The 23,535-nt window shown below is 65.4% G+C and carries 21 protein-coding genes; 8 read left to right on the top strand and 13 right to left on the bottom strand.

What is annotated here, in order from left to right; all coding sequences use genetic code 11:
- The first annotated feature begins 121 nt into the window (after positions 1-121).
- Positions 122-1,366 carry an efflux RND transporter periplasmic adaptor subunit gene (locus tag XH85_RS31700; protein ID WP_128934986.1) on the top strand — a complete coding sequence of 415 codons (1,245 nt, stop codon included), beginning with the start codon at positions 122-124 and terminating at the stop codon, positions 1,364-1,366.
- Positions 1,367-1,394: 28 nt separating this feature from the next.
- The gene (locus XH85_RS31695; protein WP_128934985.1) at positions 1,395-4,511 is read left to right on the top strand and encodes an efflux RND transporter permease subunit; all 3,117 of its coding nucleotides are present in this window, start codon (positions 1,395-1,397) and stop codon (positions 4,509-4,511) included.
- A gap of 3 nt (positions 4,512-4,514) precedes the next feature.
- Here XH85_RS31695 and XH85_RS31690 read toward each other — a convergent pair whose 3' ends face one another.
- The 5 genes from XH85_RS31690 to XH85_RS31670 form a co-directional block, all read right to left on the bottom strand.
- Positions 4,515-5,426, bottom strand: a complete 912-nt coding sequence (locus XH85_RS31690; RefSeq protein WP_128934984.1) for an amidohydrolase family protein — start codon at positions 5,424-5,426, stop codon at positions 4,515-4,517.
- Positions 5,427-5,528: 102 nt separating this feature from the next.
- Positions 5,529-6,086 (bottom strand): P-loop NTPase family protein, encoded by a 558-nt coding sequence (locus tag XH85_RS31685; protein WP_128934983.1) that lies wholly within the window; start codon positions 6,084-6,086, stop codon positions 5,529-5,531.
- A gap of 25 nt (positions 6,087-6,111) precedes the next feature.
- On the bottom strand, positions 6,112-7,542 hold the full coding sequence (locus XH85_RS31680) for a TolC family outer membrane protein (RefSeq protein ID WP_128934982.1): 1,431 nt from the start codon (positions 7,540-7,542) through the stop codon (positions 6,112-6,114).
- 196 nt (positions 7,543-7,738) lie between these two features.
- A complete protein-coding gene (locus XH85_RS31675) occupies positions 7,739-8,518 on the bottom strand; it encodes an enoyl-CoA hydratase (protein ID WP_128934981.1) in 780 nt (259 codons plus the stop codon).
- Between the two features lie 108 nt (positions 8,519-8,626).
- Positions 8,627-9,295 (bottom strand): hypothetical protein, encoded by a 669-nt coding sequence (locus tag XH85_RS31670; RefSeq protein ID WP_128934980.1) that lies wholly within the window; start codon positions 9,293-9,295, stop codon positions 8,627-8,629.
- Positions 9,296-9,586: 291 nt separating this feature from the next.
- Between XH85_RS31670 and XH85_RS31665 the strand changes: the two genes are divergently transcribed.
- Together XH85_RS31665 and XH85_RS31660 are read left to right on the top strand one after the other, a co-directional pair.
- Entirely contained in the window at positions 9,587-10,132 is a 546-nt protein-coding gene (locus tag XH85_RS31665) for a sigma-70 family RNA polymerase sigma factor (RefSeq protein ID WP_128934979.1), read from the top strand.
- Between the two features lie 2 nt (positions 10,133-10,134).
- Positions 10,135-10,773 carry an NrsF family protein gene (locus tag XH85_RS31660; protein WP_091890811.1) on the top strand — a complete coding sequence of 213 codons (639 nt, stop codon included), beginning with the start codon at positions 10,135-10,137 and terminating at the stop codon, positions 10,771-10,773.
- A 10-nt stretch (positions 10,774-10,783) separates the two neighbouring features.
- On the opposite strand, the gene XH85_RS31655 is transcribed toward XH85_RS31660, so the two are convergent.
- Positions 10,784-11,887, bottom strand: a complete 1,104-nt coding sequence (locus tag XH85_RS31655) for a DUF2336 domain-containing protein (protein ID WP_128934978.1) — start codon at positions 11,885-11,887, stop codon at positions 10,784-10,786.
- A 61-nt stretch (positions 11,888-11,948) separates the two neighbouring features.
- A complete protein-coding gene (locus XH85_RS31650; RefSeq protein ID WP_128934977.1) occupies positions 11,949-13,106 on the bottom strand; it encodes a GGDEF domain-containing protein in 1,158 nt (385 codons plus the stop codon).
- A gap of 434 nt (positions 13,107-13,540) precedes the next feature.
- Here XH85_RS31650 and XH85_RS31645 point away from each other — a divergent pair, with 434 nt between their 5' ends.
- The 4 genes from XH85_RS31645 to XH85_RS31630 all read left to right on the top strand — a co-directional run bounded on the left by XH85_RS31645 (position 13,541) and on the right by XH85_RS31630 (position 17,623).
- A complete protein-coding gene (locus XH85_RS31645) occupies positions 13,541-14,110 on the top strand; it encodes a sigma-70 family RNA polymerase sigma factor (RefSeq protein WP_164934538.1) in 570 nt (189 codons plus the stop codon).
- Complete coding sequence (locus XH85_RS31640; protein WP_128934976.1) at positions 14,107-14,802, top strand: hypothetical protein; 696 nt, start codon at positions 14,107-14,109, stop codon at positions 14,800-14,802. Before XH85_RS31645 ends, XH85_RS31640 begins: the two co-directional genes overlap by 4 nt.
- Before the next feature lie 16 nt (positions 14,803-14,818).
- Positions 14,819-16,531, top strand: a complete 1,713-nt coding sequence (locus XH85_RS31635) for a S8 family serine peptidase (RefSeq protein WP_128934975.1) — start codon at positions 14,819-14,821, stop codon at positions 16,529-16,531.
- A 483-nt stretch (positions 16,532-17,014) separates the two neighbouring features.
- Positions 17,015-17,623 (top strand): TIGR03809 family protein, encoded by a 609-nt coding sequence (locus XH85_RS31630; protein ID WP_128934974.1) that lies wholly within the window; start codon positions 17,015-17,017, stop codon positions 17,621-17,623.
- Between the two features lie 122 nt (positions 17,624-17,745).
- On the opposite strand, the gene XH85_RS31625 is transcribed toward XH85_RS31630, so the two are convergent.
- From XH85_RS31625 to XH85_RS31600, 6 genes are all read right to left on the bottom strand, one after another.
- Positions 17,746-19,116: a TIGR03808 family TAT-translocated repetitive protein gene (locus tag XH85_RS31625; protein ID WP_128934973.1), complete on the bottom strand. Its 1,371-nt coding sequence runs from the start codon at positions 19,114-19,116 to the stop codon at positions 17,746-17,748.
- Between the two features lie 202 nt (positions 19,117-19,318).
- Positions 19,319-19,975 carry a pyroglutamyl-peptidase I gene (locus XH85_RS31620; RefSeq protein ID WP_128934972.1) on the bottom strand — a complete coding sequence of 219 codons (657 nt, stop codon included), beginning with the start codon at positions 19,973-19,975 and terminating at the stop codon, positions 19,319-19,321.
- Positions 19,972-20,958 carry a methylmalonyl Co-A mutase-associated GTPase MeaB gene (meaB, locus tag XH85_RS31615; protein ID WP_128934971.1) on the bottom strand — a complete coding sequence of 329 codons (987 nt, stop codon included), beginning with the start codon at positions 20,956-20,958 and terminating at the stop codon, positions 19,972-19,974. The genes XH85_RS31620 and meaB overlap by 4 nt, the downstream gene beginning before the upstream one ends.
- 28 nt (positions 20,959-20,986) lie before the next feature.
- The gene (locus tag XH85_RS47710; RefSeq protein WP_338025573.1) at positions 20,987-21,118 is read right to left on the bottom strand and encodes a HepT-like ribonuclease domain-containing protein; all 132 of its coding nucleotides are present in this window, start codon (positions 21,116-21,118) and stop codon (positions 20,987-20,989) included.
- Positions 21,119-21,386: 268 nt separating this feature from the next.
- Positions 21,387-22,898, bottom strand: a complete 1,512-nt coding sequence (locus tag XH85_RS31605; RefSeq protein ID WP_128934970.1) for a tripartite tricarboxylate transporter permease — start codon at positions 22,896-22,898, stop codon at positions 21,387-21,389.
- Between the two features lie 4 nt (positions 22,899-22,902).
- A complete protein-coding gene (locus tag XH85_RS31600) occupies positions 22,903-23,394 on the bottom strand; it encodes a tripartite tricarboxylate transporter TctB family protein (protein WP_128934969.1) in 492 nt (163 codons plus the stop codon).
- Positions 23,395-23,535 lie beyond the last annotated feature (141 nt).

The raw sequence follows: 23,535 nt of genomic DNA, 5'->3' as shown, positions 1-23,535 counted from the left end.
TTTAACGCCAACCGAGAGGCGCCCAGCGTTTTTTAGGTTGTCTGAAATCTGAATTCAGCACTATTAGCGCGACCGATGAGGCAGTCATTTGCCGAGATCGTCGCAGACATGACCGGGCTCAATGGTAGTTGAAAATACCAAGCGATTGCAGGTGCTTACAAAACCGCGGGTGATCACCTCCGTAGTTTTACTAGCTCTCGTCGGTGCCGGGGCCTACGGCTTCCTCCAGGCGGGGCCCAAGGAAAAGAAGCACTCCGACATCTCCAGCCAATCGCGCAGGAATGCGCAGACCTTCACGCCGACGCCGTCCGAATGGGCAACGCTGACGATCGAGCCGGTCAAGGCCAAGAGCTTCCGGGCCGAGTATGTCACCGAGGGCAAGGTCGCGGTCGACGAGGACCGCTCGACGCCGGTGTTCTCGCCCTATGCGGGCCGGGTCACCAAGCTGCTCGCCAAGCCGGGCGAGACCCTGAAGCAAGGCCAACCGCTGTTCACGATCGAAGCCGCCGACACCGTGCAGGCTCAGAACGATTTCGTTGCGGCGATGACGTCGCAGAACAAGGCGAGGTCGGCGCTCGAGCTCTCCGACATCCAATTCAAGCGCGCCAAGGATCTCTATGAGGGGCATGCCATTCCGCTGAAGGACTATCAGCAGGCGGAAGCGACCCAGGTCCAGGCGCAGAACGACATGCGTTCCTCGGGGACGGCGCTGGAAGCCGCGCGCAACAAGCTGCGCATCCTCGGTTTCACCGACGAGACCATCAAGGCGTTCCAGGAGAAGGGCGCGATCAATCCGGAAATCACGATCTATTCGCCGATCGCAGGCACCGTCGTGCAGCGCAAGATCGGCCCCGGCCAGTACGTCAGTTCCGGTGCCAGTGATCCGGTCTTCGTGATCGGCGACCTCTCCACGGTCTGGCTCACCGCGTTCGTGCGCGAGAGCGATGCGGCCGCGGTGTGCATCGGTCAGGACATCACCGTCAACGTGATGGCGCTGCCGGGGCGGCCGCTGACCGCCAGGATCAACTACGTCGCCGCCGCGATCGATCCCAGCACACGCCGCCTCCTGGTCCGCGCCACCATCGATAACAAGGACGGCCTGCTCAAGCCGGAGATGTTCGCCAACGTCACGATCTACTCGGCCGGCGACCGTGCCGCACCGGCGGTGCCGAAACAGGCTTTGATCTACGAGGCCGACAAGGTCCGCATCTGGGTCGCGCGCGAAGATAAATCGGTCGAGCTGCGCCAGATCAAGATCGGCCTCATCAACGGCAACCTCGTCGAGGTGACCAGCAATCTGAAACCCGGCGAGCAGATCGTCACCAAGGGCAGCCTGTTCATCGACCGCGCGGCGTCCGGCAGCTGATCGACGACCCAAGAAAACTGAAGACCTGATGGATCGTCTCGTTGCTCTTGCCGTCAACCGGCGCTTCCTAATGGTCGGCATGTTCGTCGCCGTCCTGATCGGCGGCCTGATCGCGTTCAACCAGCTCAACATCGAAGCCTATCCCGATCCGACCCCGCCGATGGTCGACATCGTGACGCAGAGCCCGGGCCTGTCGGCCGAGGAGATCGAGCGCTACATCACGATCCCGATCGAGACCCAGGTCGCCGGCCTGAAGAACCTCACGACCATCCGCACCATCTCGCTCTACGGCCTCTCCGACATCAAACTCCAGTTCTCCTTCGCCTACACCTATGACGAGGCGCTGCAGCAGGTGCTGAACCGGCTGGCGCAGCTCGCGCCGCTGCCCGGCAACGTGCAGCCGCAGATCTCGCCGCTCAGCCCGATCGGCGAAATCTTCAGGTATCGTCTGGTGGGTCCGCCGAACTACAGCGTGCTCGACCTCAAGACCATCCAGGACTGGATCCTGCAGCGCCGCTTCCGCGCCGTACCCGGCGTCATCGACGTCACCGGCTGGGGCGGCAGGAGCAAGACCTACGAGCTCCAGGTCGATTTCAACAAGCTGGTTGCCAACGGCCTGACGCTGCCGCAATTGCTCCAGGCGGTCGGCAATTCCAACGTCAATGTCGGCGGCAATACCGTCAATATCGGCCAGCAATCGGCCGTGGTGCGCGGCGTCGGCCTGATCCGGTCGATCGACGACCTCGCCAACACCATGGTGGCGCAGTCCGGCGGCAATCCGGTGCTGGTCAAGGACGTCGCCACCGTAACCGTCGGTCAGAAGCCCCGTCTCGGCATTGCCGGCCTCGACGAGTCCGACGACATCGTGCAGGGCATCGTCCTGATGCGGCGCGGCGAGCAGAGCTCGCCGACCATCAAGCGCGTCCACCAACTCGTTCAAACCATCAACAACTCCAGCATCCTGCCGCCCGGCGTGCGCATCGAGCGCATCTACGACCGCGGGGACCTGATTGAGCTCACCACCCACACCGTGCTGCACAACATGGTGGTCGGCATTCTGCTCATCGTGCTGTTGCAGTGGATCTTCCTCGGTGATTTGCGCAGCGCGCTGATCGTCGGCGCCACCATTCCGTTCGCGCTGTTCTTCGCCGTTATCATCCTGGTGCTCCGCGGAGAATCGGCGAACCTGCTGTCGGTCGGCGCCATCGACTTTGGCTTGATCGTCGACGCCACCGTCATCATGGTGGAGGCGATCTTCCGCCGCCTGACCCAGACGACGCCGATGTCGGAAACCGAGCAGATGTCGAATGAGACGCTGTTCGGCATGAAGAGCCATGCCATCCTCAGCGCCGCGGCGGACGTTTCGCGCTCAATCTTCTTTGCAGCGGCAATCATCATCGCGGCCTTCCTGCCGCTGTTCACGCTATCGGGCGTCGAGGGCAACATCTTCGGGCCGATGGCGCGCACCTACGCCTATGCGCTGGCCGGCGGGCTGCTTGCGACCTTCACCGTCACCCCGGCGCTATCCGCGATCATCCTGCCCGCCCATGTCGAGGAGACCGAGACGAAGGTGATGCTGATCCTGCATCGGTTGTATTCGCCGCTGCTGCATTGGGCAGTCGCCAATCGAAACATCGTGCTCGGCGGCGCCGTCGGCCTCGTGCTGATGACGGTGGCGCTCGGCCGGCTGCTCGGTCTCGAATTTCTGCCAAAGCTGGAAGAGGGCAATCTCTGGATCCGCGCCACGCTGCCGCCGACCATCTCGCTCCAGGAAGGCAACACCTACGTCAACGAGATGCGCAAGGTCATCCGCGCCCGGCCTGAGGTCGAGTCCGTGGTGTCGCAGCACGGCCGTCCCGACGACGGCACCGACGCGGCCGGCTTCTTCAACGCCGAGTTCTTCGCGCCGCTCAAGCCTGCGAGCCAATGGCCCGGCACGCGCGACAAGGAAGAGCTGACTGCCGAGCTGCTCAAGCAGCTCGACGACCGCTTCCCCGGTGTCGAGTTCAACTTCTCGCAATATCTCCAGGACAACGTCTCCGAAGCCGTCTCCGGCGTGAAGGGCGAGAACTCGATCAAGCTGTTCGGCAGCGACCTCCAGGCGCTGACCGACACCGCCAACAAGATCAAATCGGTGCTCGCCACCGTGCAGGGCGTCACCGACCTCGCGGTGTTCACCTCGCTCGGCCAGCCGACCATCCAGATCGACATCGACCGTGCCAAGGCCGCGCGCTATGGCCTCGCCCCCGGCGACATCAACGCCACGATCAAGGTCGCGATCGGCGGCGACACTGCGGGCGATCTCTATGAGCCGGGCAGCGACCGCCACTTCCCGATCATCGTCCGCCTCGCGCCGGAATACCGCAGAAGCGCGGAGGCGATCCAGAATTTGCGGATCGGCGCGCCGGGGCCGAACGGCACCGTCACGCAAATCCCCCTGAGCGAAGTCGCCAATATCAGCCTCGTCTCCGGCGCCGCCTACATCTATCGCGAGCAGCAGGAGCGCTATCTGCCGATCAAGTTCTCGGTGCGCGAGCGCGATCTCGGCAGCGCCATCCGCGAGGCGCAGCAGAAGATCGCCGAGCAGGTGCAGCTGCCGCCGGGTTCGCACATGGACTGGGTCGGCGAGTTCGGCAATCTCCAGGACGCGATCCGGCGGCTGTCGATCGTGGTGCCGATCTCGCTGGCGCTGATCGGTGTTCTGCTCTGGTTCAATTTCGGCTCGATGACCGACACGTTGCTCGCGATGAGCGTGATCCCGATGGCGATCTTCGGCGGGGTGCTGGGTCTCTTGATTTCCGGCACGGCATTCAGCGTCTCCGCGGCGATCGGATTCATCGCGCTGTTCGGCATCGCCGTGATGGACGGCATCATCATCCTGTCGCAGTTCAACCAGCTCATCGAGGAGGGCATGGACCGCATGAGCGCGGTGGTGCGCACGGGTGAATTGCAGCTTCGTCCGGTGCTGATGACCTGCGTCGTCGCTGGCGTCGGCCTGCTGCCGGCGGCGCTGTCGGAAGGCATCGGCTCGCAGGTGCAGAAGCCGCTCGCGGTCGTGGTCGTGACCGGCATGATGCTGGCGCCCGTGGTGATCCTCGTGACCTTGCCGGTCCTGATCTCCTTCTTCTCCCGCCGCGCGCGCTGACAGTCAGAACCCGTAGAGCCGCGCCGGATTGTCGACCAGGATCTTCTTGCGCACGTCCGCATCCGGCGCCCACACCGGCAGCTGATTAAGCAGCCGGCCGTCGTCGATCTGATAGAGCGGCGCGATGTCGGTGGGCTTGCGTCCCTCGACGCGGCTGGAATCCGGATGCGGCCAGTCCGTGCCCCAGACGATGCGGTCCGGGTTCGCCGCGATCAGCGCCTTCGCGAACGGCACCATGTCCTGATAGTCGGGAGCGAGCTTTGATGAGCGGTAGGCGCCCGAAATCTTGACATAGGCCTTGCCGGATTTCACCAGCGCGACGAGATCGGAGAAGCCCGGCTGCTCCAGGCCCTGCGAGGCTTCAAGGCCGCCAAAATGGTCGAACACGACGGGCACCGGCGCCGTCTCGACGAGGTCCTTGATCGCCGAGATCATGGCAAGCGTGGTGTAGAGTTGCACGTGCCAGCCGCGCGCCTTCATGCGCTCGACTGCGGCAGTGAAGCGCGGTCGGCCGACATTGGGATCGTTCACGCCGCCGGTCGCCAGATTGAGGCGGATGCCGCGGAAGCCGTCCTGATGCATCGTGTCGAGCGCGCTCTCCGGTGTCTTATCGTCGATCACGGCCACCCCGCGCGCGGTCGCGCCGCGCGCCTTCATGCCGAACAAAGTGGAGGAATTGTCGGTGCCGTAGACGCTCGGCGTCACGATCACCACGCGCTTGATATGCAGCGCCTTGTGCAGCGCGGCCATTTCTTCGGGACTCGCCGGCTCCGGCGTGTAGACGCGTCCCGCGAAGAACGGAAACTTTTCGACGTCGCCATGGATGTGGGTGTGGCAGTCACAGGCATGCGCCGGGACGTCGAAATTGATCGGGGTCGCAGGCTGCGCCGCACGGGCGTGGGCTTTGCTGGTCATGGCTACTCCGGCGGCAAGGGAGGCAAGCAGGACACTGCGTCAGTTGAGCACGGTTTTTCTCCCTGTTTATTTTTTAGAGGCAAGCTCCGTGAGAATATCACATCAGCCCGGCAACCGTTCCGCTTCGCTGCATACCTGCTCGACAAGCTCGGCAAGCGGGCGTGAGCCGTCAACGCGTACGACCGGGCAAGACAAGCCCGCGAGCCACATTTCATGCTTTGCAAGATTGCGGCCTTCGCGATCACCGGCTTCATAATGGGAAGCCCATTCGATGAAGTCTTCGGTCTCATCATGACGCCAGCCGCCGGGCGCGACGGCGTCGGTGCCGAAATGGGCGGCCTCGCGAGCGCGCAATCGCTTCAAGCGCATTTCGCGCGGCGCGGTCACGAAGACGACGAGATCAAAGAATGGAACGAGCTCGTCGCCCCAGCCGGTGACAGATCCGCTCAGCACCCAGTCTATACGCGGCAGAAACATCTCGCGCATCAAGCGTAGACGTTCGGAGGTGGGGCGCGTCGTCTGGTAGGGCGGCACGGTCGGCAGCCAGAAATAGTCATCGCTGTCGTGATGCGGCAGCGCAAACCGAGCGGCGAGCGCGCGACCGAGCGTCGTCACGCCGGATCCCGAAGCTCCCATCAGATGGATGCGGCGGCTTTTCATCGGTACTCCGCCAAGAGACTTGAAACTACTGCCCCGACGGCGTGCGCAGGCCGTGCCAGGCGTCGCGGACCTGCTGGTAGTGCACCTCGGGCAGATAGTCCGGCGTGTTCAGATTGAGCGTCTTGACGTCGAGATGGCCGACGGCGCTGAGCAGCGTGTAGGAGGCGATGACGCGATCGCGCAATGCGCCGATCAGGCGGGCCTTGGCCTGGATCAGGTCGGCCTGCGAGTTCAGCACGTCGACCGTCGTGCGTTGTCCGCCGGCGGCCTCGCGTTGCACGCCCTGGAGCGCGACGGTCGCCGCCTTCACCTCGGACTCCGAGGCCGAAACCGTGATCTTGGCGCCTTCATTGGCAACCCAGGCGCTGACCGCGGCCGTGCGCGTCTGGTTGCGCACCTGGTCGAGCACGAGCCGGCTCTGCGCCGTGATCTCCTTGGCCTGCCGGGTCTGCGCCGCGGCCTGGCCGCCGTCGTAAATCGGGGCTGTGACGTTGGCGACGATCGAGGCCTGGTCCTCGGCGAAGGTGCCGAGCGTCGGGTCGTTGTTCCGGCTCTTGCTGGCGCTGCCCTGGATGCTGGCGCTCGGCAGCAGCGTGCCTTCGGCGATGCGGATGTTGGTGGAGGCGACGTCGACGTCGAAGCTTGCGGCCATCACCGCCGGATGCTGGCGGATCGCCATCGTCATCGCGTCCTCGCGACTCTTCGGCAGATAGCGGTCGACGACCTCGGCGGGCCGAAGCTGCGACGGCGCATTGCCGATCACCTGCGCATAGGTTGCCTGGCTGACGGCGAGCGCGACTTCGGCGGCGTTGAGATCGGCAAGACCGCGGTTGAGGCGCGCCTCGGCCTGGGCGGTATCGGTCGGCGTGACATCGCCGGCGTTGAGCCGGCGCTGGGTGACGGCGAGTGTTTCGCGCAGGAAGGCGACGTTGGAGCGCTGCGCTTCGACCAGCGACTGGTTGGCGAGCACGTTGGTGTAGGCGGTGACCGCATCGAGCAGCACACCCTGGCCGACGTTGCGCAGCGCCTCGCGGCCCGACTGCACCTGGAGTTCGGCGGCCCGCACGCTGTTGGCGGTGCGGAAGCCGTTGAACAGGGTCTGCGTCACGGTGACGCCGATGATCCAGGGTTTCAGATTGGCGGTCTGGATGGTGTTGTCGGGCAGCAAATTGCGCACCGATTGCAGGCCGGCGCTGAGGCTGGCCACGATCTGCGGCCGATAGCCGGCAAGCGCCTGCGGCACGTTCTCGTCGGTGGCGCGCTGCCGCGCGCGCTCGGCATTGAGCTGGGGGTTGGTCTGGTAGGCCTTGGCCAGCGCCTCGGGCAGGGCTTCCGCCGATGCGGCCGAGGGCAGGGCGCAACAGAGCGCCAGCGTGGTCCATGTCGTAAGCACAGGAGCCACGCCCGATCGATGCCGCGTCATCACGCGACCAGCTCTGGCGGCACGCCCAATCATGTAATCCCGCAAACCCTGGCTGTCCGCCCCCGCCGACGGCGGCCCTCTTAACTGTTTAACCAGCGCAGGTCCCGCAGGCAAACTGCCGCGGGGAAAACCCCCATGAAATGCGTGCTTGTTGCAGCTACGTCACAGGGGTCCTTAGGGGAGCGAGAGAGTCTTACACCAGCCTTGCAAGCCTTGCCGGGGTTTGGCTTTACCGGTTCTTGTTCACCGGCTTGCGCTTCTCGATGAACGCCGCCATGCCCTCGGAGCGGTCTTCTAGCGCGAAGGTCGAGTGGAATAGGTTGCGCTCGACGCTCATGCCTTCGGCGAGCGTGGTCTCGAACGCGCGGTTCACCGCTTCCTTGGCCATCGCAGCGGCAGGGCGCGACATCGCGGCGATCTTCTCGGCTGCCGCCATCACCTCGTCCATGAGCTTGTCGGCGGGCACGATGCGGCTGACGAGGCCGCTGCGCTCGGCCTCTGCCGCATCCATCATGCGGCCGGTGAGGCAGAGGTCCATCGCCTTCGACTTGCCGATCGCGCGGGTCAGGCGCTGGGTGCCGCCGATGCCCGGAATGGTGCCGAGCGTGATCTCGGGCTGGCCGAACTTCGCGGTGTCGGCTGCGATGATGACGTCGCACATCATGGCGAGCTCGCAGCCGCCACCGAGGGCGTAACCCGCGACCGCGGCGATGGTCGGCTTGCGGCAGCGCGCGACGCGGTCGCCGCCGATCGCGGCAAAATCCTCGGAGAACATGTCGATGAAGCCTTTCGGCTGCATCTCCTTGATGTCGGCGCCGGCGGCAAAGGCTTTCTCGCTGCCGGTCACGACGATGCAGCCGATGGCCTCATCGGCCTCGAGATCGTCGACGGCGGCCGCAATCTCGCGGAAGACGCCGAAGGAGAGCGCGTTGAGCATCTTCGGCCGATTCAGCTTGATGATGCCGACCGCGCCTTTGCTCTCGACGATGATGTGTTCGAACGTGCTCATGTTCCACCCACGCTTTTGATTGGGCGGGCAATGTGCCCGCTGGCGCGGTGGGCTTCAAGAGGGCCGGACGCAGGACGCGCGGGCCGCGCGTCCTGGCGGAACTGACGGTCAGGCCATGAACATGCGCGCGGCCGAGGCCAGCGTCAGCAGCGTGCCGACGCCGATGAAGATCTTGCCGATCAGGGAGCTCTGGTCCCAGGCCGAGCTCTGCTGGGTGCTTGCCATCACCGGTGAGGGGCGCGGCTGTGCTTCGGTTGCGGCGATCACAGCCTTCTGCGCCGGTGGGCTGTCCTGTTGCAGGGCGCGGTCGATGTCGTTGAGCTGATCGGGGGCCACCACTTGGGTGTCGGCGTTCGGTGCGGTGTTATTGGCGCTATCATCGGCCGCCGCCTGGACGTTGTCGTTGGCGCGGCCCGTCATCGCGGAGGCCGCAGCCGCGGTCGGCGTATCGGCGGCGACCTGCGCATTGGCGTTGGCGACTTCCGGCGGCATCTGGCTCGAGGCCGGCACGCCGTTGTCGGCCTTGGCCTCGGCGGTATTTGCCGCAGCATCGTTCTTGTCGGCCTTGTCGTCGGGTTTCTGCGCCGTCTTGCTGCTGCTGGTGCGGCGAGACTCATGGCGCCGGTGCTTGCTCGGCTTGGCCGCGTCGGCTTGCTTGCCTGCGCTGTCGGAGTTGCTGCTTGCGGCTGAGCTCGGCGCCGCCTGTGCAATGCCCCCAAACAGCAAGAAAAGTCCGGCCAGAACGATCAGGGCCGCGCGCCCGATGGCTTTGATCATGTTGACGATCTCCCCAATTCCGCCCGTCCCAGGAACGAACAGAGACCCTGGGGCGTGACCACAGCGGGGCAGAAAATGGGAATCTTCTGGCTACACCGGGCAAAAGCGGGGCAAACCGCCCCTCGCGGCCGGCCGCCGGATGCGGGCCGGACTGATCGGTGTTATGAGCCGTCGCGGGCTCTTACGGCCGCACCGGATGCGGAGGCTCGGCGGCGATCACGAATTCGTGATAGCTCGGGTGCAGGGGTAACAAATTGAAAGAGCGGCCGAATTGCATGGTGAGGGGCGCGCGTGCGCGGACGTGAGGACGAATGGACCGGCCTGATGCGGTCGGCCATGGCTGGCGACGATGCGGCGTATCATCGCCTGTTGAAGGCGGTCACGCCGGTGCTGCGTGCTGCTGCGAGGCGTGGGCTGGCGCGGGCCGGCCAGTCTCCCGACCAGGCCGAGGATATCGTGCAGGAGATCTTGTTGGCGGTGCATCTGAAGCGACACACCTGGGACAGCGAAGCTCCCTTCGCGCCCTGGCTGTTCGCGATCGCCCGCAACAAGCTGATCGATACGCTGCGGCGGCGCGGCAGGCGCGTCTTCGTCAACATCGATGATTTCGTCGAGACGCTGCCGGGCGAGTCGCCGCAAGAGACGGCTTCGGCGGGCGAGGTCGCCGCGCAACTGAGCACTCTGCCGCAGCGCCAGCGCGACGTGTTGCAGTCGATCGCGGTCGAGGCCGCCTCGATCAAGGATACGGCGGCAAAGTTTGCGATGAGCGAAGGTGCGGTGCGGGTCGCGCTGCATCGCGGACTTGCTGCGCTGACTGCCAAACTGCGGGACCACTAGGCATGGATACCGATCAACTGATTCGCTCGCTCGCGGCCGACAACGTCCATCGCGCGCCGCGCGTCGGCGCCGTGCTGACCATGGCGCTGCTGGTGGCCGCGCCGCTGTCGATCCTGATCTTCGCGACGTTCCTCGGCGTGCGCCCGGACGTGATGAGCGCGATGCGCAACCCGTTTTTCGACATGAAGTTCGCGGTGACGCTGTCGCTCGCGATCCCCGCGATCATCGTCAGCCTGCATCTGTCGCGTCCCGAAGCCCTGCTGCGCGGCTGGGGCTGGCTCTTGCTGCTTCCCGTCGGACTGCTTGCCGTGGCGATCGGCAGTGAGGCGATGATGGCGCCGGCCATGCCGATGACCATGCGCTTGATGGGCAAGAACTCCAGGGTGTGCCTGCTTGCGATCCCCGCGATGTCGCTGCCGCTGCTTGCGGGGGCGCTGTTCGGCCTGCGCCACGGCGCGCCCTCGCGCCCCGCGCTCGCCGGCGCGCTCGCCGGCCTGGTCGCGGCGGGATTGGCCGCGACGCTCTACGCCTCGCACTGCACCGACGATTCCCCGCTGTTCGTCGCGACCTGGTACACGATCGCGACCGCGGTCGTGACCGCGATCGGCGCGGCGGTGGGCTCCAAAGTCCTGCGGTATTAAGGAGCCAGCTTCACGCCGCCGGCGTCGTGCCCCGCTGCATGCGGTGGAAGCGCAGCACCTGCTGCGCGGTCGAAGAGCGCAGGGCTTCGTAGGTGTCTCGCAGCGCCAGCATGTCGGTCTGCGAGCCGCCGGAGAGCTTCTCGCGCATGGCGATGATCGCGCGCACGCTCGACCACGACATCCCCGCGACCTTGGCGAGGATCATCACACCCTCGGTCCGGCTGTCGATCATCATGGTCTCGGCGGTCTCGACCGCGACGCCTGCGAGCGCAGCCAGCCCCGCATTGGTCTCGTCGAACTTGCCTTGCTCGGCGAAGGTGCTGACCTGGAATTCGTTGAGGCGACCGTCCGCGTGCAGCGACTTCACCAGCGCACGCGCCATCTCGGTCTGCCGGGTCGTGGCGGCGGCACGGACCCGCTGGGCCGCTTCCTGGACCACGCTCGATACTTCGTCCGCGAGCTCGGGGTGTGCGGCCTCCAACTTCCTGCGCACGCTCAAGGAGGCCTTCGCGACCAGCTTCAAATAATGATGACGCGGCAGGTCGGGCCGCAGGCCGATGCAGGTGGCGAGGTCGTCGTCGCGTTCGGCGCGGGTGACGAGGTCGGTGAGACTTCCCTCGGAGAGGCGCGCGCCCGGATTGCTGACGGTCGACTGCACCACGTCCTCGTTGCCGCGCGTCACCAGCAAATCGGTCAATGCCTCCGACAGCACTCGCCGCAGCGAGATCGCCTTGAGATGCGCCTGGCCCCTGGTGCGCGCGATCTCGATCAGGGTCGCCTCGTCCAGCCGTTCCGATTTCGACAGTACCGGGCTGGAGACCTCGATCACCTCGTCGAGCGCGAGCGTGCGGATGATCTTCGGCGGCGCGGAGGCGATCGGTGCGAGGCGTTCGGCGAGCAGTGCCTTGGCCGAAATCTCGATCTGCTCGACCAGGCACTGGAACACGTCGTCGAACACCCGGACGTGGTCGTCGGAATAATCCACCGCGTTGCCCACGAAGAGATCGGTGACGCGGCGCAGCGTCTCGACCCGGCGAGCCACGGTGCCGTGCGAGAGCGCGGCCTGCAATTCCTCGAGCAGGTTCTCGGATGGTGTTGCCGATTTCGATCTCATTGCCCTGTCCTGGAGCGTTTGGCCCGGCGGCGTCTTCTCACGCGCCGGAAAAATGAATTGGTCAGCCCGTTGCAATGCGGTTGCGCCCTTGTGCCTTGGCGGAATAGAGCGCGTGGTCGGCGCGTGCTAGAAACGTGTCGGCAGTATCGTTGTCGCGCAGCGTCACGACGCCCGCGGAAATGGTCACGCGCAGGCCGGGGGAAAATGCGCTCCAGTCGAGATCGGCGATGATTTGGCGCAAGCGCTCGAGCATGCGCGATGCCGCTTCGCCATCGATTCCGGGCAGCAGCAGCAGAAATTCCTCGCCGCCGTAGCGGCCGAAGCAGTCGGCTTGGCGGATGTTGGCGAAAATGGTGATCGCGAAGGTGCGCAGCACCTCGTCGCCGATGGGATGGCCGTGGGCGTCGTTGACGCGCTTGAACCAGTCGAGATCGATCAGCGCGATTGCGCAAGGCGTTGACGCCTGCCGCGACTTTTCGATCGCGGCGTCGAGAAGCCGCATGATGCAGCGGCGATTGTAGGAGCCGGTGAGCTCGTCGAGCTCGGCCAGTTCCTCGATGCGCTGATAGGCGGCCTTCAGCTCGATGCTGCGCCGGTACAGGATCTTGCGCAGCGTGGCGCCGAACAGGCCGAGGAAAGCGCACTGGCCGATCACCAGCACGAAGCACAGCATGGAGGCGGTCCGCTGCAACCGGGTCGTAACCGGCAGGCCAATCGGCAGATCCGAACCCAGGAAGACAAAGGCGAGCCCGCAGGTGGCAAGACCCCAGGTGAGCATCGCCTGGCTCGATGTCATCCGCAGCGTACCGAACGCGAAGATCAGAAACAGCACGGCGAGGAACGCGACCCCGACCGTCGGCACTGCGAGCAGGAATACCAGTTGCAGCGCCATATGCGCCGAGATCTGGAAGACGGTGAGGTAATGATCTTCGAACCGATCGCCGAAGCCGGCTTCCGACAGCACGGTGAACGTACCGATGATCAGGAGCCCGCCGAGCCAGAACAGCGACGGCACACCCATGGAGATCGCACCGTCATAGGCGTACAGCAGCAGGACGGAGGCGCCGAGCGAGTAGCTCGCGACCTGGCCGATATACATCTGGCGGCGCTGGCGGGCCCGGCGCGCCAGGACTTCCGGAGCCGCCGCCTCGGGCGCGAGGACGAGATCCGCGACTTCAGCGGCACTCCTCTGCGGAAAGGACGGCGCGGCCGTGTTCATTGTCCTGCCAATGGTGGATGTCAGCTCAAAAATCTACGTGGCAAGCCTTTAGGTTTGGTATCCTTCGAAATCGAATCCGAACCGTGCAGCGCGGAACAGGGAATGTCGGCCGGCAGCGAAATTTGCCGGCGGTTAAGCATTGGTTTGCGATGCGGTCGAGCCAAAGCAGGGGTTCGTGAGACATACACCGTGCAGGGCTGCTATGGATCCAGGTTGACCGGGCTGCCTGTGCCGGACAGTCCTTCCGCAGGGAAATATTTCAGTATTATGTTACCGATCTGGATCGAGGCGGGTCGCCGCCGGTGGAACAAGAAAAATGCGCGTATGTGGGGTGGATCACATAAGCCCCCGTATGCGTGCGGTAGCTTGAAGAATTTCGCCGCTTTGGTCGAACCCTCCGCCGCACCGACCCGACCAACTTTGCGAGACGGCCTTTGAGCGTGACACAGGCGGCTTCGGACGAGGTCCTGATCGCCAGGATCGCTCAAGGCGACCGGCTCGCCATGCAGGTGTTGTACGGGCGGCACCATGTCAGGGTTTACAGGTTCGGGCTCAGGCTCGTGCGGGACGAGCAGGCGGCGGAAGACCTCATCAGCGAGGTGTTTCTCGACGTCTGGCGTCAAGCCGGCAAATTCGAGGGCCGATCCGCCGTTTCCACCTGGCTGCTGGCAATCACCCGATTCAAGGCCCTGTCTGCGCTTCGGCGCAGGAAGGATTTCGAGTTGGACGAAGAGGCCGCCAACGCGATCGAGGATACGTCCGACGATCCGGAAACGGTGGTGCAGAAGAAGGATACCAGTGAGGCGTTGCGGGAGTGTCTGACGGGCCTTTCGCCGGAACACCGGGAAATCGTCGATCTCGTCTACTACCACGAGAAATCCGTGGAAGAAGTGGCCGAAATCGTCGGGATACCGGAGAACACTGTGAAGACGCGCTTGTTCTATGCGCGCAAGAAACTGGCCGAACTGCTGAAGGCAGCCGGCGTTGAGCGAGGCTGGCCATGATGGCTTTGAGCAAGAAGATGCTGGAGCAAGAGCCCAGTGAAATTGAACTGCTGCTGCCCTGGCACGCCGCCGGCACGCTGAACGCGCGCGATGCCCGCCGCGTCGAGGAAGCGCTGGCGCGCGATCCGGAGCTTGCGAAGCAATATGCCGCGATCCGCGGCGAGTACGAAGAGACCATTCATCTGAACGAGAGCCTGGGGGCTCCGTCGGCGCGCGCGATGCAGAAGCTGTTCGCCGCGATCGACGCCGAGCCGGCGCGGGCGACCGGTTCGCTGCCGCTGTCGGCGCGCATCGCGACCTTCTTCGCGAGCCTGTCGCCGCGGACGCTGGCCTGGTCGGCGAGCCTCGGCGCCGTCGCGCTCGTACTGCAAGCCGGAATTATCGGCGCCGTGCTGATGAAGAACCAGCCTGCGACCTTCCAGACGGCTTCGCTCTCGACCAGTGCGCCGATCACACGCGAACTTGGTAGCACGGCCGCGCCGGCGCGCGCGCTGGTGCGCTTCACCCCCGAGGCGCGCATCGCAGACATCACCGCGTTGCTCGACAGCTATCAGGCGTCGATCATCGACGGAGCCAAGGGCGGCATGTTCCGCCTCCAATTCAACAAGGCGATGAGCCAGGACGAGCTCGCCTCGCTGCTCGGCAAGATGCAGCGCGAGAAGTTCGTCAATCTGGCCGTCGCGACGCCCTGAACGTGCCACTGAACCGATGACGCGCAAGTCCGAGAGCTGGGTACGCGCCGGGGCCTACGTTTCGTCGGTTGGAGCCGTGCTGCTGCTCACAGCCTGTCTCGGCGCCGAGGTTGCGCAGGCGCAGGCGATCATGCGTACGCCCACGATCAGCGTTCCCTCGCGCACGCCGACCATCTCTTCGAGCATTGCCCCGCGTGTCAGCCCCGGTGTTGCCGCACGTGCGGTCAGCGTCGGCCGCGGCCCGCGGACGATCGCGGCCATCCCCCGCACCACACCGTTGCGCATGCGGACGACGCCGGTGCTGCCCTATGCGCGCTATTCGCCGAACCTCTATCCGGCCTGCACCGCACCCTATCGCGATGCCGGCGGCGAATGCCTGGCGCAGTCGAACGCGGGCGGCGAGGGCGGTGGAAAATCAGGCAAGAAGAGCGCCGGCAAGGGGCGTGGCAACAGCACGCCGGCCGCGGTGAACCTGCGCAGCTTCGCCAACGAATTCGTCGCCGAGATCGACGGCGCGCTGTCGCCGGCCGAGGCCGACGAGCTTGCGCGTCGCCACGGCCTGACGCGCGTCGCCTCCGAGAATTTTCCGCTGATCGGCGCCACTTTCGGCCTGTTCCGCATCACCGACGGCCGGCCGTACGAGACGGTGCGGCGCGAATTCGCGGCCGACGGCAGTGTGCGCTCGCTTCAGCCGAACTTCCGCTATGTGCTCCAGGACCAGACATCGTCGAGGTCGACCGAGGGCGATCCTGCGCAATATGCACTGACAAAGCTCCGCCTGCCGCAGGCCCATACGCTGGCGCACGGCGCCAACGTCACGATTGCCGTGATCGACTCCGGCATCGATGCCAGCCATCCCGAACTTGCCAATTCCATCGCCGACAATTTCGATGCGCTCGGCAGCGCCGAGGGGCCGCACGTTCACGGCACCGGCATCGCCGGCGCCATCGTGGCGCATGCGCGGCTGATGGGTAGCGCGCCCGAGGCGCGTATCATCGCGATCCGCGCTTTCGGCGGCACCGCCGGTGGCGCCGAGAGCTCGTCCTACATCATCCTGCGCTCGCTGAACCATGCCGCCGAGCACGGCGCGCAGATCGTCAACATGAGCTTCGCCGGTCCGAAGGACGCGGTGATCGAGCGGGCCATTGCGGCGACCGCTGCGCGCGGGCTGGTGCTGATTGCGGCCGCCGGCAATGCCGGCGCGAAATCGCCGCCGCTCTATCCCGCCGCCAATCCCAACGTGATCGCGGTCAGCGCCACCGATCAGCAGGACCGGCTGTTCACCGCCTCCAACCGTGGCAACTACATCGCGGTCGCAGCCCCCGGCGTCGACATCTTCCTGCCGGCGCCCGACGGCAAATATCAGATGACGTCGGGCACTTCGTTCTCGGCCGCCTATGTTTCCGGCGTCGCGGCGCTGCTGCTCGAGCGCAACCACGCCTTGAAGCCGGAAGCGCTGCGCATGACGCTTGCGAAGACTGCGCGCGACCTCGGTTCACCCGGGCGTGATGATCTGTTCGGCGACGGCGAGGCCGATGCATTTGCCGCGGTCATGGCCGTTCCCCCCGACAGCGCGACGCCGGTTGCGGCGACATCCCGTACAACAAAACGTGAAGACGCCGGCAAGCGTCGCGACGAGCCGGGCAGCCGCGCGATCGAGCAACCCTCGCTGTCGAGCACAGACGAGAAATCCGCGATTTCTCAGGCGGATAGGCCGGCGACGCGATAGCCGCGGCGACAAAGATGCGCGCACCGCGAAGGTCAAAAAAGCAAACCCCGCGTTGAACGTTCAGCCAGCTGCCACGACCAAATTATGTGGGAGCGGTCATCCCTCCCCATCAGTCATATCAGGCGCGAGCGCCCATCCACCCCAAGCGCCCATATGGCTCGACCCGTCCGGTTGTCCCCCCGGACGGGTCTTTTCTTTTTAGGCATCTGATCTTTCGAAGCTTGGCGCTCGTTCAGCTTCCGGTTGAAGGATCGCGCCCGCGTTCGTGCCGATCGTCGACTCGGCACGCCGCAAGCCCGTCATGCTTGTGCGAAGCTTGACTCGAAAACACAGGAAATCTCCGCACGACTACGGTGTTTGATGACGGGTGCGGCGTCGTTGCTGGACAAGTCAAAACTTTTCCACAAAATATTCATGTCGCGTCTAAATTGATTCGTGTGCGTTGCGTCCCCGCGTCCGTGTTTTCTCCTGACGGGCTGGTTCATGACACATCGCCAAGAAGTCGTTCGCGACGGCGCTGTTAGCCGCGACATCGCGGCACGCTGGTGCGTTCTCGCCGAGCAGCGGCTGCAACATCTCTCCGAAATGTTCGAGACCGGACGCTGGCGCCGCTACCACTCCGAGATCGCATTCCTCGAAAACATCCAGGAGGCCAAGCGCGCGGTCCAGACCTGGCGCGCACTTGCAACGGGCGCGGACGTCGCTGCGGCAGCCGCGAGCGTGACGCCCGCCTTCGGCTGGTCGCCGGCGACGATGCCGCGCGTGTTTCCGCGTGAGCAACAGGCGCAGACCGTGCAGCCGAAGGCCGTCCACATCGCGCCCGAGACCGCCGTGCCGGTCAGGCTCGATCCCGAGCCGGACGTTCTCGCCGATATCACCGACGCCCCGCTCTCCGCGCCGCCCGCGATGGCACCGATCACGGCACCTGCCGTGATGGCACCGCCGACGGCGCCGGCCACGATGGCAATGCTTCTGCCGCAGTTCTCCCCGCCCGCGGCCGAAATCGTCGCCGCCCCCGAGCGCGTCGTCGAATTCACCTTCAGCCTCGACGGCCTGCAGGCAAAATACCCGCTGCTGCGGAACGCGTTCTAAGGGATGTTCAAGAGGGCAGCCGAACTTCTCCAACCCCGTCATCCTGAGGCGTGAGCCTTGCGGTGCAGAGCACCGCAAGGGCGAGCCTCGAAGGATGTGCGGCCCGTCTGCCGGCCGCACAGTTACCGCCGCACTGCATTCCCCCCGACCACCACCTGCGCGAACCGCTGCGCACCGTCGGCCGACAGGTCCGATGTCACCGCGCGCGCGTGATCGAGGCCGACCACGGCGCCGCGCGGGGTCTCGGAGATCATGTTGTTGTTGACGAGCGCAGAGCCGGCGCCCGGCACCACGGAGACGCCGACGCCGGCCAGCGCCTTGCGGATCACGTTGCCTGTGATCGCGACGTCGCGCAGATATTTGCCCCAGCCGGCGACGATGCCGTAGGATGGCGCGTTCTCGATCACGTTGCCGGTCACCGCAGAATCCGCTTCGATGTAGATGCCGACGCCGGCATCGTCGTCGGGTGCGGTGCCGATCGGACGCTTCGGGAGCAGATTGCGGATAATATTGCCCTGGACAACGGCAATGCGGCCGCCCTCGTTGAAATTGCAGACGGAGACGCCGACGGCGGCGCCGTCGACGGTGTTGTTGGCAATCACCGCGGCTTCGAACGCGAACTCGGAATAGAGCGCGACCTCGCGCACGTCGCTGACACTGTTATCGGTGATGTGGATGTTGGAGGCGGAGTTGCCGCGCACCGCGGAGTAATCGCAGTTCCTGATGCGGTTGCCGCGCACGATCACATTGCCGGCGCGAAAGGCGTTGATGGCGTTGCCGTACTGGCCGGAGCCGCCGGGGCCGGCCTTGATGTCCTCGATGCGGTTATCGGTGACCAGCGTGCCGTCATCGCCGATCGCCGTGCGCAGGATCTCGATGCCGTTATCATTGGTGCCGGTGATGGTGTTGCGGCAAACGCTGAGGTCCCTGGCGTCGAACGAGACCACCGCCGTCACCGCGATATTTGTGAAGATGTTGCCGGAGATATCGCCCGAGACCTGCTCGAGCCAGATGCCGCTGCTGCCGGATCCGGTGATCGCGCAATCGGTGATGCGGATGTCGCGGCCGCCGAGGACGTGGATCAGGCCGCGCCGCGTCGGCAGCGGAATGTTGCCGCCGTCGAAGGTGATGCCGGTGAGGCCAATCGCATCGGAACCATCGCTCTGGATCGCCGAGGCGCCGCCGGTGAAGACGAGTTTCGTCGCACCGCGCACGCCGATCAGTTGCGCGCCGTTCGGGAGCCGCAACAGACCGGTCCGGTAGATGCCCGGCGGCAAGGCGAGCGGCATCTGCGCCCGCGCGCTCTCATCGATCGCGCGCTGAAGCGCTCGCGTCTGGTCCTCGCTGCTGCCGGGCCGCACGCCGTATTGCGTGGCGTCGCGGCCGAGCAGGGACGTCAGGGGCGCCGCGCGCGCAGCGTCAGCCGGCATGGCAAGCGCGCCGGCGATGCCGGCGGTCGAAGCTCCGATGAGATGACGGCGATTGAGGTCCATGATGCGTCCTCCGGCGGACGCGGGAGGTGTCCGCGCCGACTAGGTAGCGCAGCGCGGCGGGTGGCGTGAGGATTATTCCCGGTAGGGTTAAACGTTTACGCAGAAGAGGTGCCGTAGGGTGGGCAAAGCGCAAGCGTGCCCACCATTGTCACCATGGATGCGGATGCATGGTGGGCACGGCGCAAGTGCGCCTTTGCCCACCCTACGAACCCGGCGTGTTCCGCTCTTTCCTTGCCAACCGCACCATCTCCATCAGCATTGCTTCGCCAGCATCCACCAACTCGTCCAATGTGATCCGCGGCGCGCCCTTGCGGCGCACGGCGCCGCTGCGCGCGAGCAGGGGAATGTGGATGAACGCCGCAAGGCTCGGCCCGCCCGCTCTCACATTCTCGATCGCGCGCCAGCTCAGATAGTTGCAGAGATAGGCGCCGGCATCGCGCGAAGAGCGCGCATCGATGCCGGTGAGACGTGCGGCGCGCAGCAGCCGTGCGGTGTGCGGACCGAACGTCATCGCGTCCGCATGGCCAGCGATGCCGCGCTTGCTCGAACGGGTGTTGGCGGCATCCGGCCAGAGCATGGTGACGGCATTGCGGGCGCGGGTCTCGATGCGCAAGTAAGACGTGCGTGCGGCGAGGCCGAACATCAGAAGCGCATCCGGCTTGACCTTCGTGAGCACGTCAGGCAATTGCCGGTCGACCGCAGCATAGGTGACCGGGAAGATGTGACTTGCAATCGTGACATCGTCGAGTGCCGGGCGGCGCAGCTGCACCAGTCGCGCCACCAGCGGCTGGGTCGGGTTATAGGGCGCGCCGGGAAACGGCCCGAAGCCGGTCAGGAGAACGCGGAGCTTTTCGCTCATTGCAGCAACTCCAAGATCTGCTCGGCGGCGAGCGCCGGCGTGAGATGGCCGTCGGCCACCTCCGCCTCGATCTTCCGGACCTTGGTCCGCACCGATGCCTCGCTGCGCAGCCGCGCCAGCATCCGCTGCTCCAGCATCGACCACATCCATTTCACCTGCTGATCGCGCCGACGCGCGGCAAACTCGCCGGATGCGCTCATCGCCTTGCGGTGATCCAGAACCTTCTGCCAGAGCTCGGCGATGCCGGTGCCGGTGAGCGCCGAATAGGTCTCGACCGGTGGGTGCCAATGCTCGGACCTGGGGCTGAGAATGTGCAGCGCGCCGCGATAGTCGGCCGCGGTGATCTTGGCGCGCTTGAGGTTGTCGCCATCGGCCTTGTTGATGGCGATCATGTCGGCGAGCTCGACCAGACCCTTCTTGATGCCTTGTAGCTCATCGCCGCCGCCCGGCAGCATCAGGGCGAGGAAGAAATCGGTCATGTCGCAGACCGCGGTCTCGGACTGGCCGATGCCGACGGTCTCGACCAGCACGACGTCGAAGCCGGCGGCTTCGCAGAGCAGCATCGCCTCGCGCGTCTTGGCGGCGACGCCGCCGAGGGTGCCCGAAGACGGCGAGGGGCGGATGAAAGCATCAGTGGAGGCCGCCAGCCGCGCCATCCGCGTCTTGTCGCCGAGGATCGAGCCGCCGCTGCGCGCCGAGGACGGATCGACCGCGAGCACGGCGACCTTGTGGCCCTGTTCAATCAGATACGTCCCGAGCACGTCGATCGTGGTTGATTTGCCGACGCCTGGCGATCCGGTGATGCCGACGCGAAATGCCTGGCCGGTGTCGGGCAGCAGCGTCTGCACCAGCTGGCGCGCCAGCGCCTGATGGTCACCGCGCCGGCTCTCCACCAGCGTGATGGCCCGCGCCAGCGCCGCGCGGCTGCCGGCGCGGAGGTCGCGGGCGAGAGATTTGATGTCGAGCGTCTTGGGGCTGGTCATCGTTGCAGGCGAGCGGGTGGATGCATCATCAGTTGGATGCCCGAATGCACCGTTCAACGAAAGATTTCAACGGCGGAAGGTGATCTTGAACGATGTCCCACACAATCCCTACGTCTGTTGCATGGTACGCGTGGCGCAAGTGGTTGCCGAAATCGACCATTCTCCGTCTTGTCTGCAGTGAACAGGTCGAGGTTGTAGCCTGCAAGCAATGCCTCGATCTCAACGATGGCTTCGAGAATGTCTCGCAACCGGTCTTCCGCGGTCGGCGGCATCAAGGCGGGAGCAATCTTCTTGAGCTTCAGAATAATTGTCTGAAGCGGAATGTCGGCGACCTCGGTCATGGCTGGATACTAGCACAAAGCCGCCAAGCGGCCCAGCGCCGGACTTAGGGGCGTCTCGATGGGCAGGCGAGGGCCGCTCGCCTGGAATCACCGGGATGTTGCCGTGGCCGTCTGGAGCGGTTTCATCTTGCGCCAGATCCATACCATCACCGGCCACAGCAGGGCGCCGATCGCCATCGCGGCGAGGATTGCCGCGACCGGGCGCTCGAAGAACGGCAGGATGCTTCCGTCCGACTTGATCAACGACGTGACGAAAGCCTGCTCGACCATGGTGCCCATGACGATGCCGAGCACCATGGCTGCGACGGGGTAGCCGTTGGCCTCCATTACATAGCCGATCACGCCGAAGGCGGCGACGGTGACGACGCCGAACATGTTGTTGCCGATCGCGAACGAGCCGACCGCGCAGCACAGCATGATGATCGGCATCACGGTGGAGCGCGGCGCCAGCAGGATGTAGGCGGCAACGCGGATCATGGCGATGCCGAGCGGGATCATCAAAATGTTCGCGATGATGAACATCAGATAGATCGCATACATGCTCGACGCCTTCTCGGTGAACAGCGTCGGGCCCGGATTGAGGCCCTTCATGTAGAGCACGCCGATCGCGATCGCGGCGATGGTGTCACCGGGGATGCCGAACAGCAGCGAAGGCACCCAGCCGGAGGCGATGCTGGCATTGTTGCTGGCGCCGGCCTCGACCAGGCCTTCGACGTGACCGGTGCCGAACTTTTCCGGCTCCTTGGAGAACCGCTTCGACATCGCGTAGGAGACCCAGGCGGCCATGTCGGCACCGGCGCCGGGCAGCACGCCAATGATGATGCCGACGATGTTCCCGCGCGTCATCTGCCAGTGATAAAGCTTCGTCAGCTTCCACTGGCCGGCCATGATGCTCCCGAATTTTCGCCGCGGCAGTGGTGGCGGCTCGGGCGTCAGCATCGCGCGCATCACCTGCGCCACCGCGAACACGCCGACCAGCGCCGGAATCGGCTCGATGCCACCGAACAGATCGGTGATCCCAAAGGTGAAGCGCGGGATGCCGCCAGGGTTCTCGATGCCGATGCAGGAGACCAAGAGGCCGATGAACATGCCCGCGATCGCCTTCACCGGCGAGGAGCGCGCGACCAAAGTGGCGCACATCAGGCCGAGCAACGCCAGCCAGAAATATTCGAAGGTCGAGAACGACAGCGCGATCTCGGCGAGCGGCGGCGCCAGGATCATCAGCGACAGCACGCCGGCGATGCCGCCGACCGCGGAGAACCAGACGCCGGCCCCGAGCGCGAGCTCGGCCTGGCCCTTGCGGGTCATGGCATAGGCTTCGTCGGCATAGGCGGCGGAAGCCGGCGTGCCGGGAATGCGCAGCAGCGCGCCGGGAATGTCACCGGAGAAGATCGCCATCGAGGAGGCCGCAACGATGGTCGCGATCGCCGCGATCGGCGACAGGTAGAAGGTGACGGGGACGAGCAGGGCGGTCGCCATCGTCGCCGACAAGCCCGGCAGCGAGCCGATCACGAGCCCGTACACGGAGGCCGCGAACATCGCGATGATGACCTCCCAGGTGGAGATCAGTGCGAACGCATCAATCAGGGTTTTCAGCATGGGACTACCAGGGCGTCGGCAGCAGGCCGGCGGGCAACGGCACGCGGAGCAGCTTGCCGAAGATGAGGTGAATCGCGAACGGCGAGAGCGCCGCGAGCGGCAGCGCCAGCTTCCACTTCGCCCCTAACGCGGCCGAGGTCACGTAGACCATGATCGCCGCGGTGATGATGAAGCCGAGCCGGTCGGCGGCAAAGACGTAGAACAGCAGCAGCGCTGGCGGCAGCAGCGCGCGCAGGCCGTAGAGCTTGCCCTGCGGCGGCGGGGTAGCTGCCTGGCCGTCCTCGAACGGGATGAGCTCTTCCTCCTCCTCGAAGGAATGGCCGATGCCGAATACGATCGCGAGCCCGCACAGCGCGAGCCCCGTGCCAATCACCAGCGGAAACACATTGGGGCCGACCGGCTGCCCCGGCACCGGCGGCAAGATCCAACCGCCATAGGCGGCGGCCGCGCCGAGTGCGACGAGAAACGATCCCGTGACGGAGTCGGGAAGACGCATGGGGGAGTCCTACAAAGAGTGTTCTCCCGCTCCCCGCGCGCGGGGAGAGGGTTGGGGTGAGGGGGGTCCTCCGCGAGGACGGTGAGAGTTGGATTCGTGGAGAGTCCCACTCACCCGGAATCCGCGCTTTGCGCGAATTCC

This window comes from Bradyrhizobium zhanjiangense (assembly GCF_004114935.1).
Lineage (GTDB): Bacteria > Pseudomonadota > Alphaproteobacteria > Rhizobiales > Xanthobacteraceae > Bradyrhizobium > Bradyrhizobium zhanjiangense.
The sequence above is the reverse complement of the archived record's forward strand: the minus strand, read 5'-3'. Positions and strand labels throughout refer to the sequence as shown.

What these genes read in the sequence shown, in the direction of transcription:
- XH85_RS31700 (WP_128934986.1), top strand. Translation starts at nt 122, where the DNA reads ATGGTAGTTGAAAATACCAAGCGATTGCAGGTGCTTACAAAACCGCGG.
- XH85_RS31670 (WP_128934980.1), bottom strand. Translation starts at nt 9,295, where the DNA reads ATGATCAAAGCCATCGGGCGCGCGGCCCTGATCGTTCTGGCCGGACTT.
- XH85_RS31620 (WP_128934972.1), bottom strand. Translation starts at nt 19,975, where the DNA reads ATGAGCGAAAAGCTCCGCGTTCTCCTGACCGGCTTCGGGCCGTTTCCC.
- XH85_RS31625 (WP_128934973.1), bottom strand. Translation starts at nt 19,116, where the DNA reads ATGGACCTCAATCGCCGTCATCTCATCGGAGCTTCGACCGCCGGCATC.
- XH85_RS31695 (WP_128934985.1), top strand. Translation starts at nt 1,395, where the DNA reads ATGGATCGTCTCGTTGCTCTTGCCGTCAACCGGCGCTTCCTAATGGTC.
- XH85_RS31605 (WP_128934970.1), bottom strand. Translation starts at nt 22,898, where the DNA reads ATGCTGAAAACCCTGATTGATGCGTTCGCACTGATCTCCACCTGGGAG.
- XH85_RS31660 (WP_091890811.1), top strand. Translation starts at nt 10,135, where the DNA reads ATGGATACCGATCAACTGATTCGCTCGCTCGCGGCCGACAACGTCCAT.
- XH85_RS31650 (WP_128934977.1), bottom strand. Translation starts at nt 13,106, where the DNA reads ATGAACACGGCCGCGCCGTCCTTTCCGCAGAGGAGTGCCGCTGAAGTC.
- XH85_RS31600 (WP_128934969.1), bottom strand. Translation starts at nt 23,394, where the DNA reads ATGCGTCTTCCCGACTCCGTCACGGGATCGTTTCTCGTCGCACTCGGC.
- XH85_RS31685 (WP_128934983.1), bottom strand. Translation starts at nt 6,086, where the DNA reads ATGAAAAGCCGCCGCATCCATCTGATGGGAGCTTCGGGATCCGGCGTG.
- meaB (WP_128934971.1), bottom strand. Translation starts at nt 20,958, where the DNA reads ATGACCAGCCCCAAGACGCTCGACATCAAATCTCTCGCCCGCGACCTC.
- XH85_RS31680 (WP_128934982.1), bottom strand. Translation starts at nt 7,542, where the DNA reads ATGATTGGGCGTGCCGCCAGAGCTGGTCGCGTGATGACGCGGCATCGA.
- XH85_RS31655 (WP_128934978.1), bottom strand. Translation starts at nt 11,887, where the DNA reads ATGAGATCGAAATCGGCAACACCATCCGAGAACCTGCTCGAGGAATTG.
- XH85_RS31675 (WP_128934981.1), bottom strand. Translation starts at nt 8,518, where the DNA reads ATGAGCACGTTCGAACACATCATCGTCGAGAGCAAAGGCGCGGTCGGC.
- XH85_RS31690 (WP_128934984.1), bottom strand. Translation starts at nt 5,426, where the DNA reads ATGACCAGCAAAGCCCACGCCCGTGCGGCGCAGCCTGCGACCCCGATC.
- XH85_RS31640 (WP_128934976.1), top strand. Translation starts at nt 14,107, where the DNA reads ATGATGGCTTTGAGCAAGAAGATGCTGGAGCAAGAGCCCAGTGAAATT.
- XH85_RS31630 (WP_128934974.1), top strand. Translation starts at nt 17,015, where the DNA reads ATGACACATCGCCAAGAAGTCGTTCGCGACGGCGCTGTTAGCCGCGAC.
- XH85_RS47710 (WP_338025573.1), bottom strand. Translation starts at nt 21,118, where the DNA reads ATGGTCGATTTCGGCAACCACTTGCGCCACGCGTACCATGCAACAGAC.
- XH85_RS31635 (WP_128934975.1), top strand. Translation starts at nt 14,819, where the DNA reads ATGACGCGCAAGTCCGAGAGCTGGGTACGCGCCGGGGCCTACGTTTCG.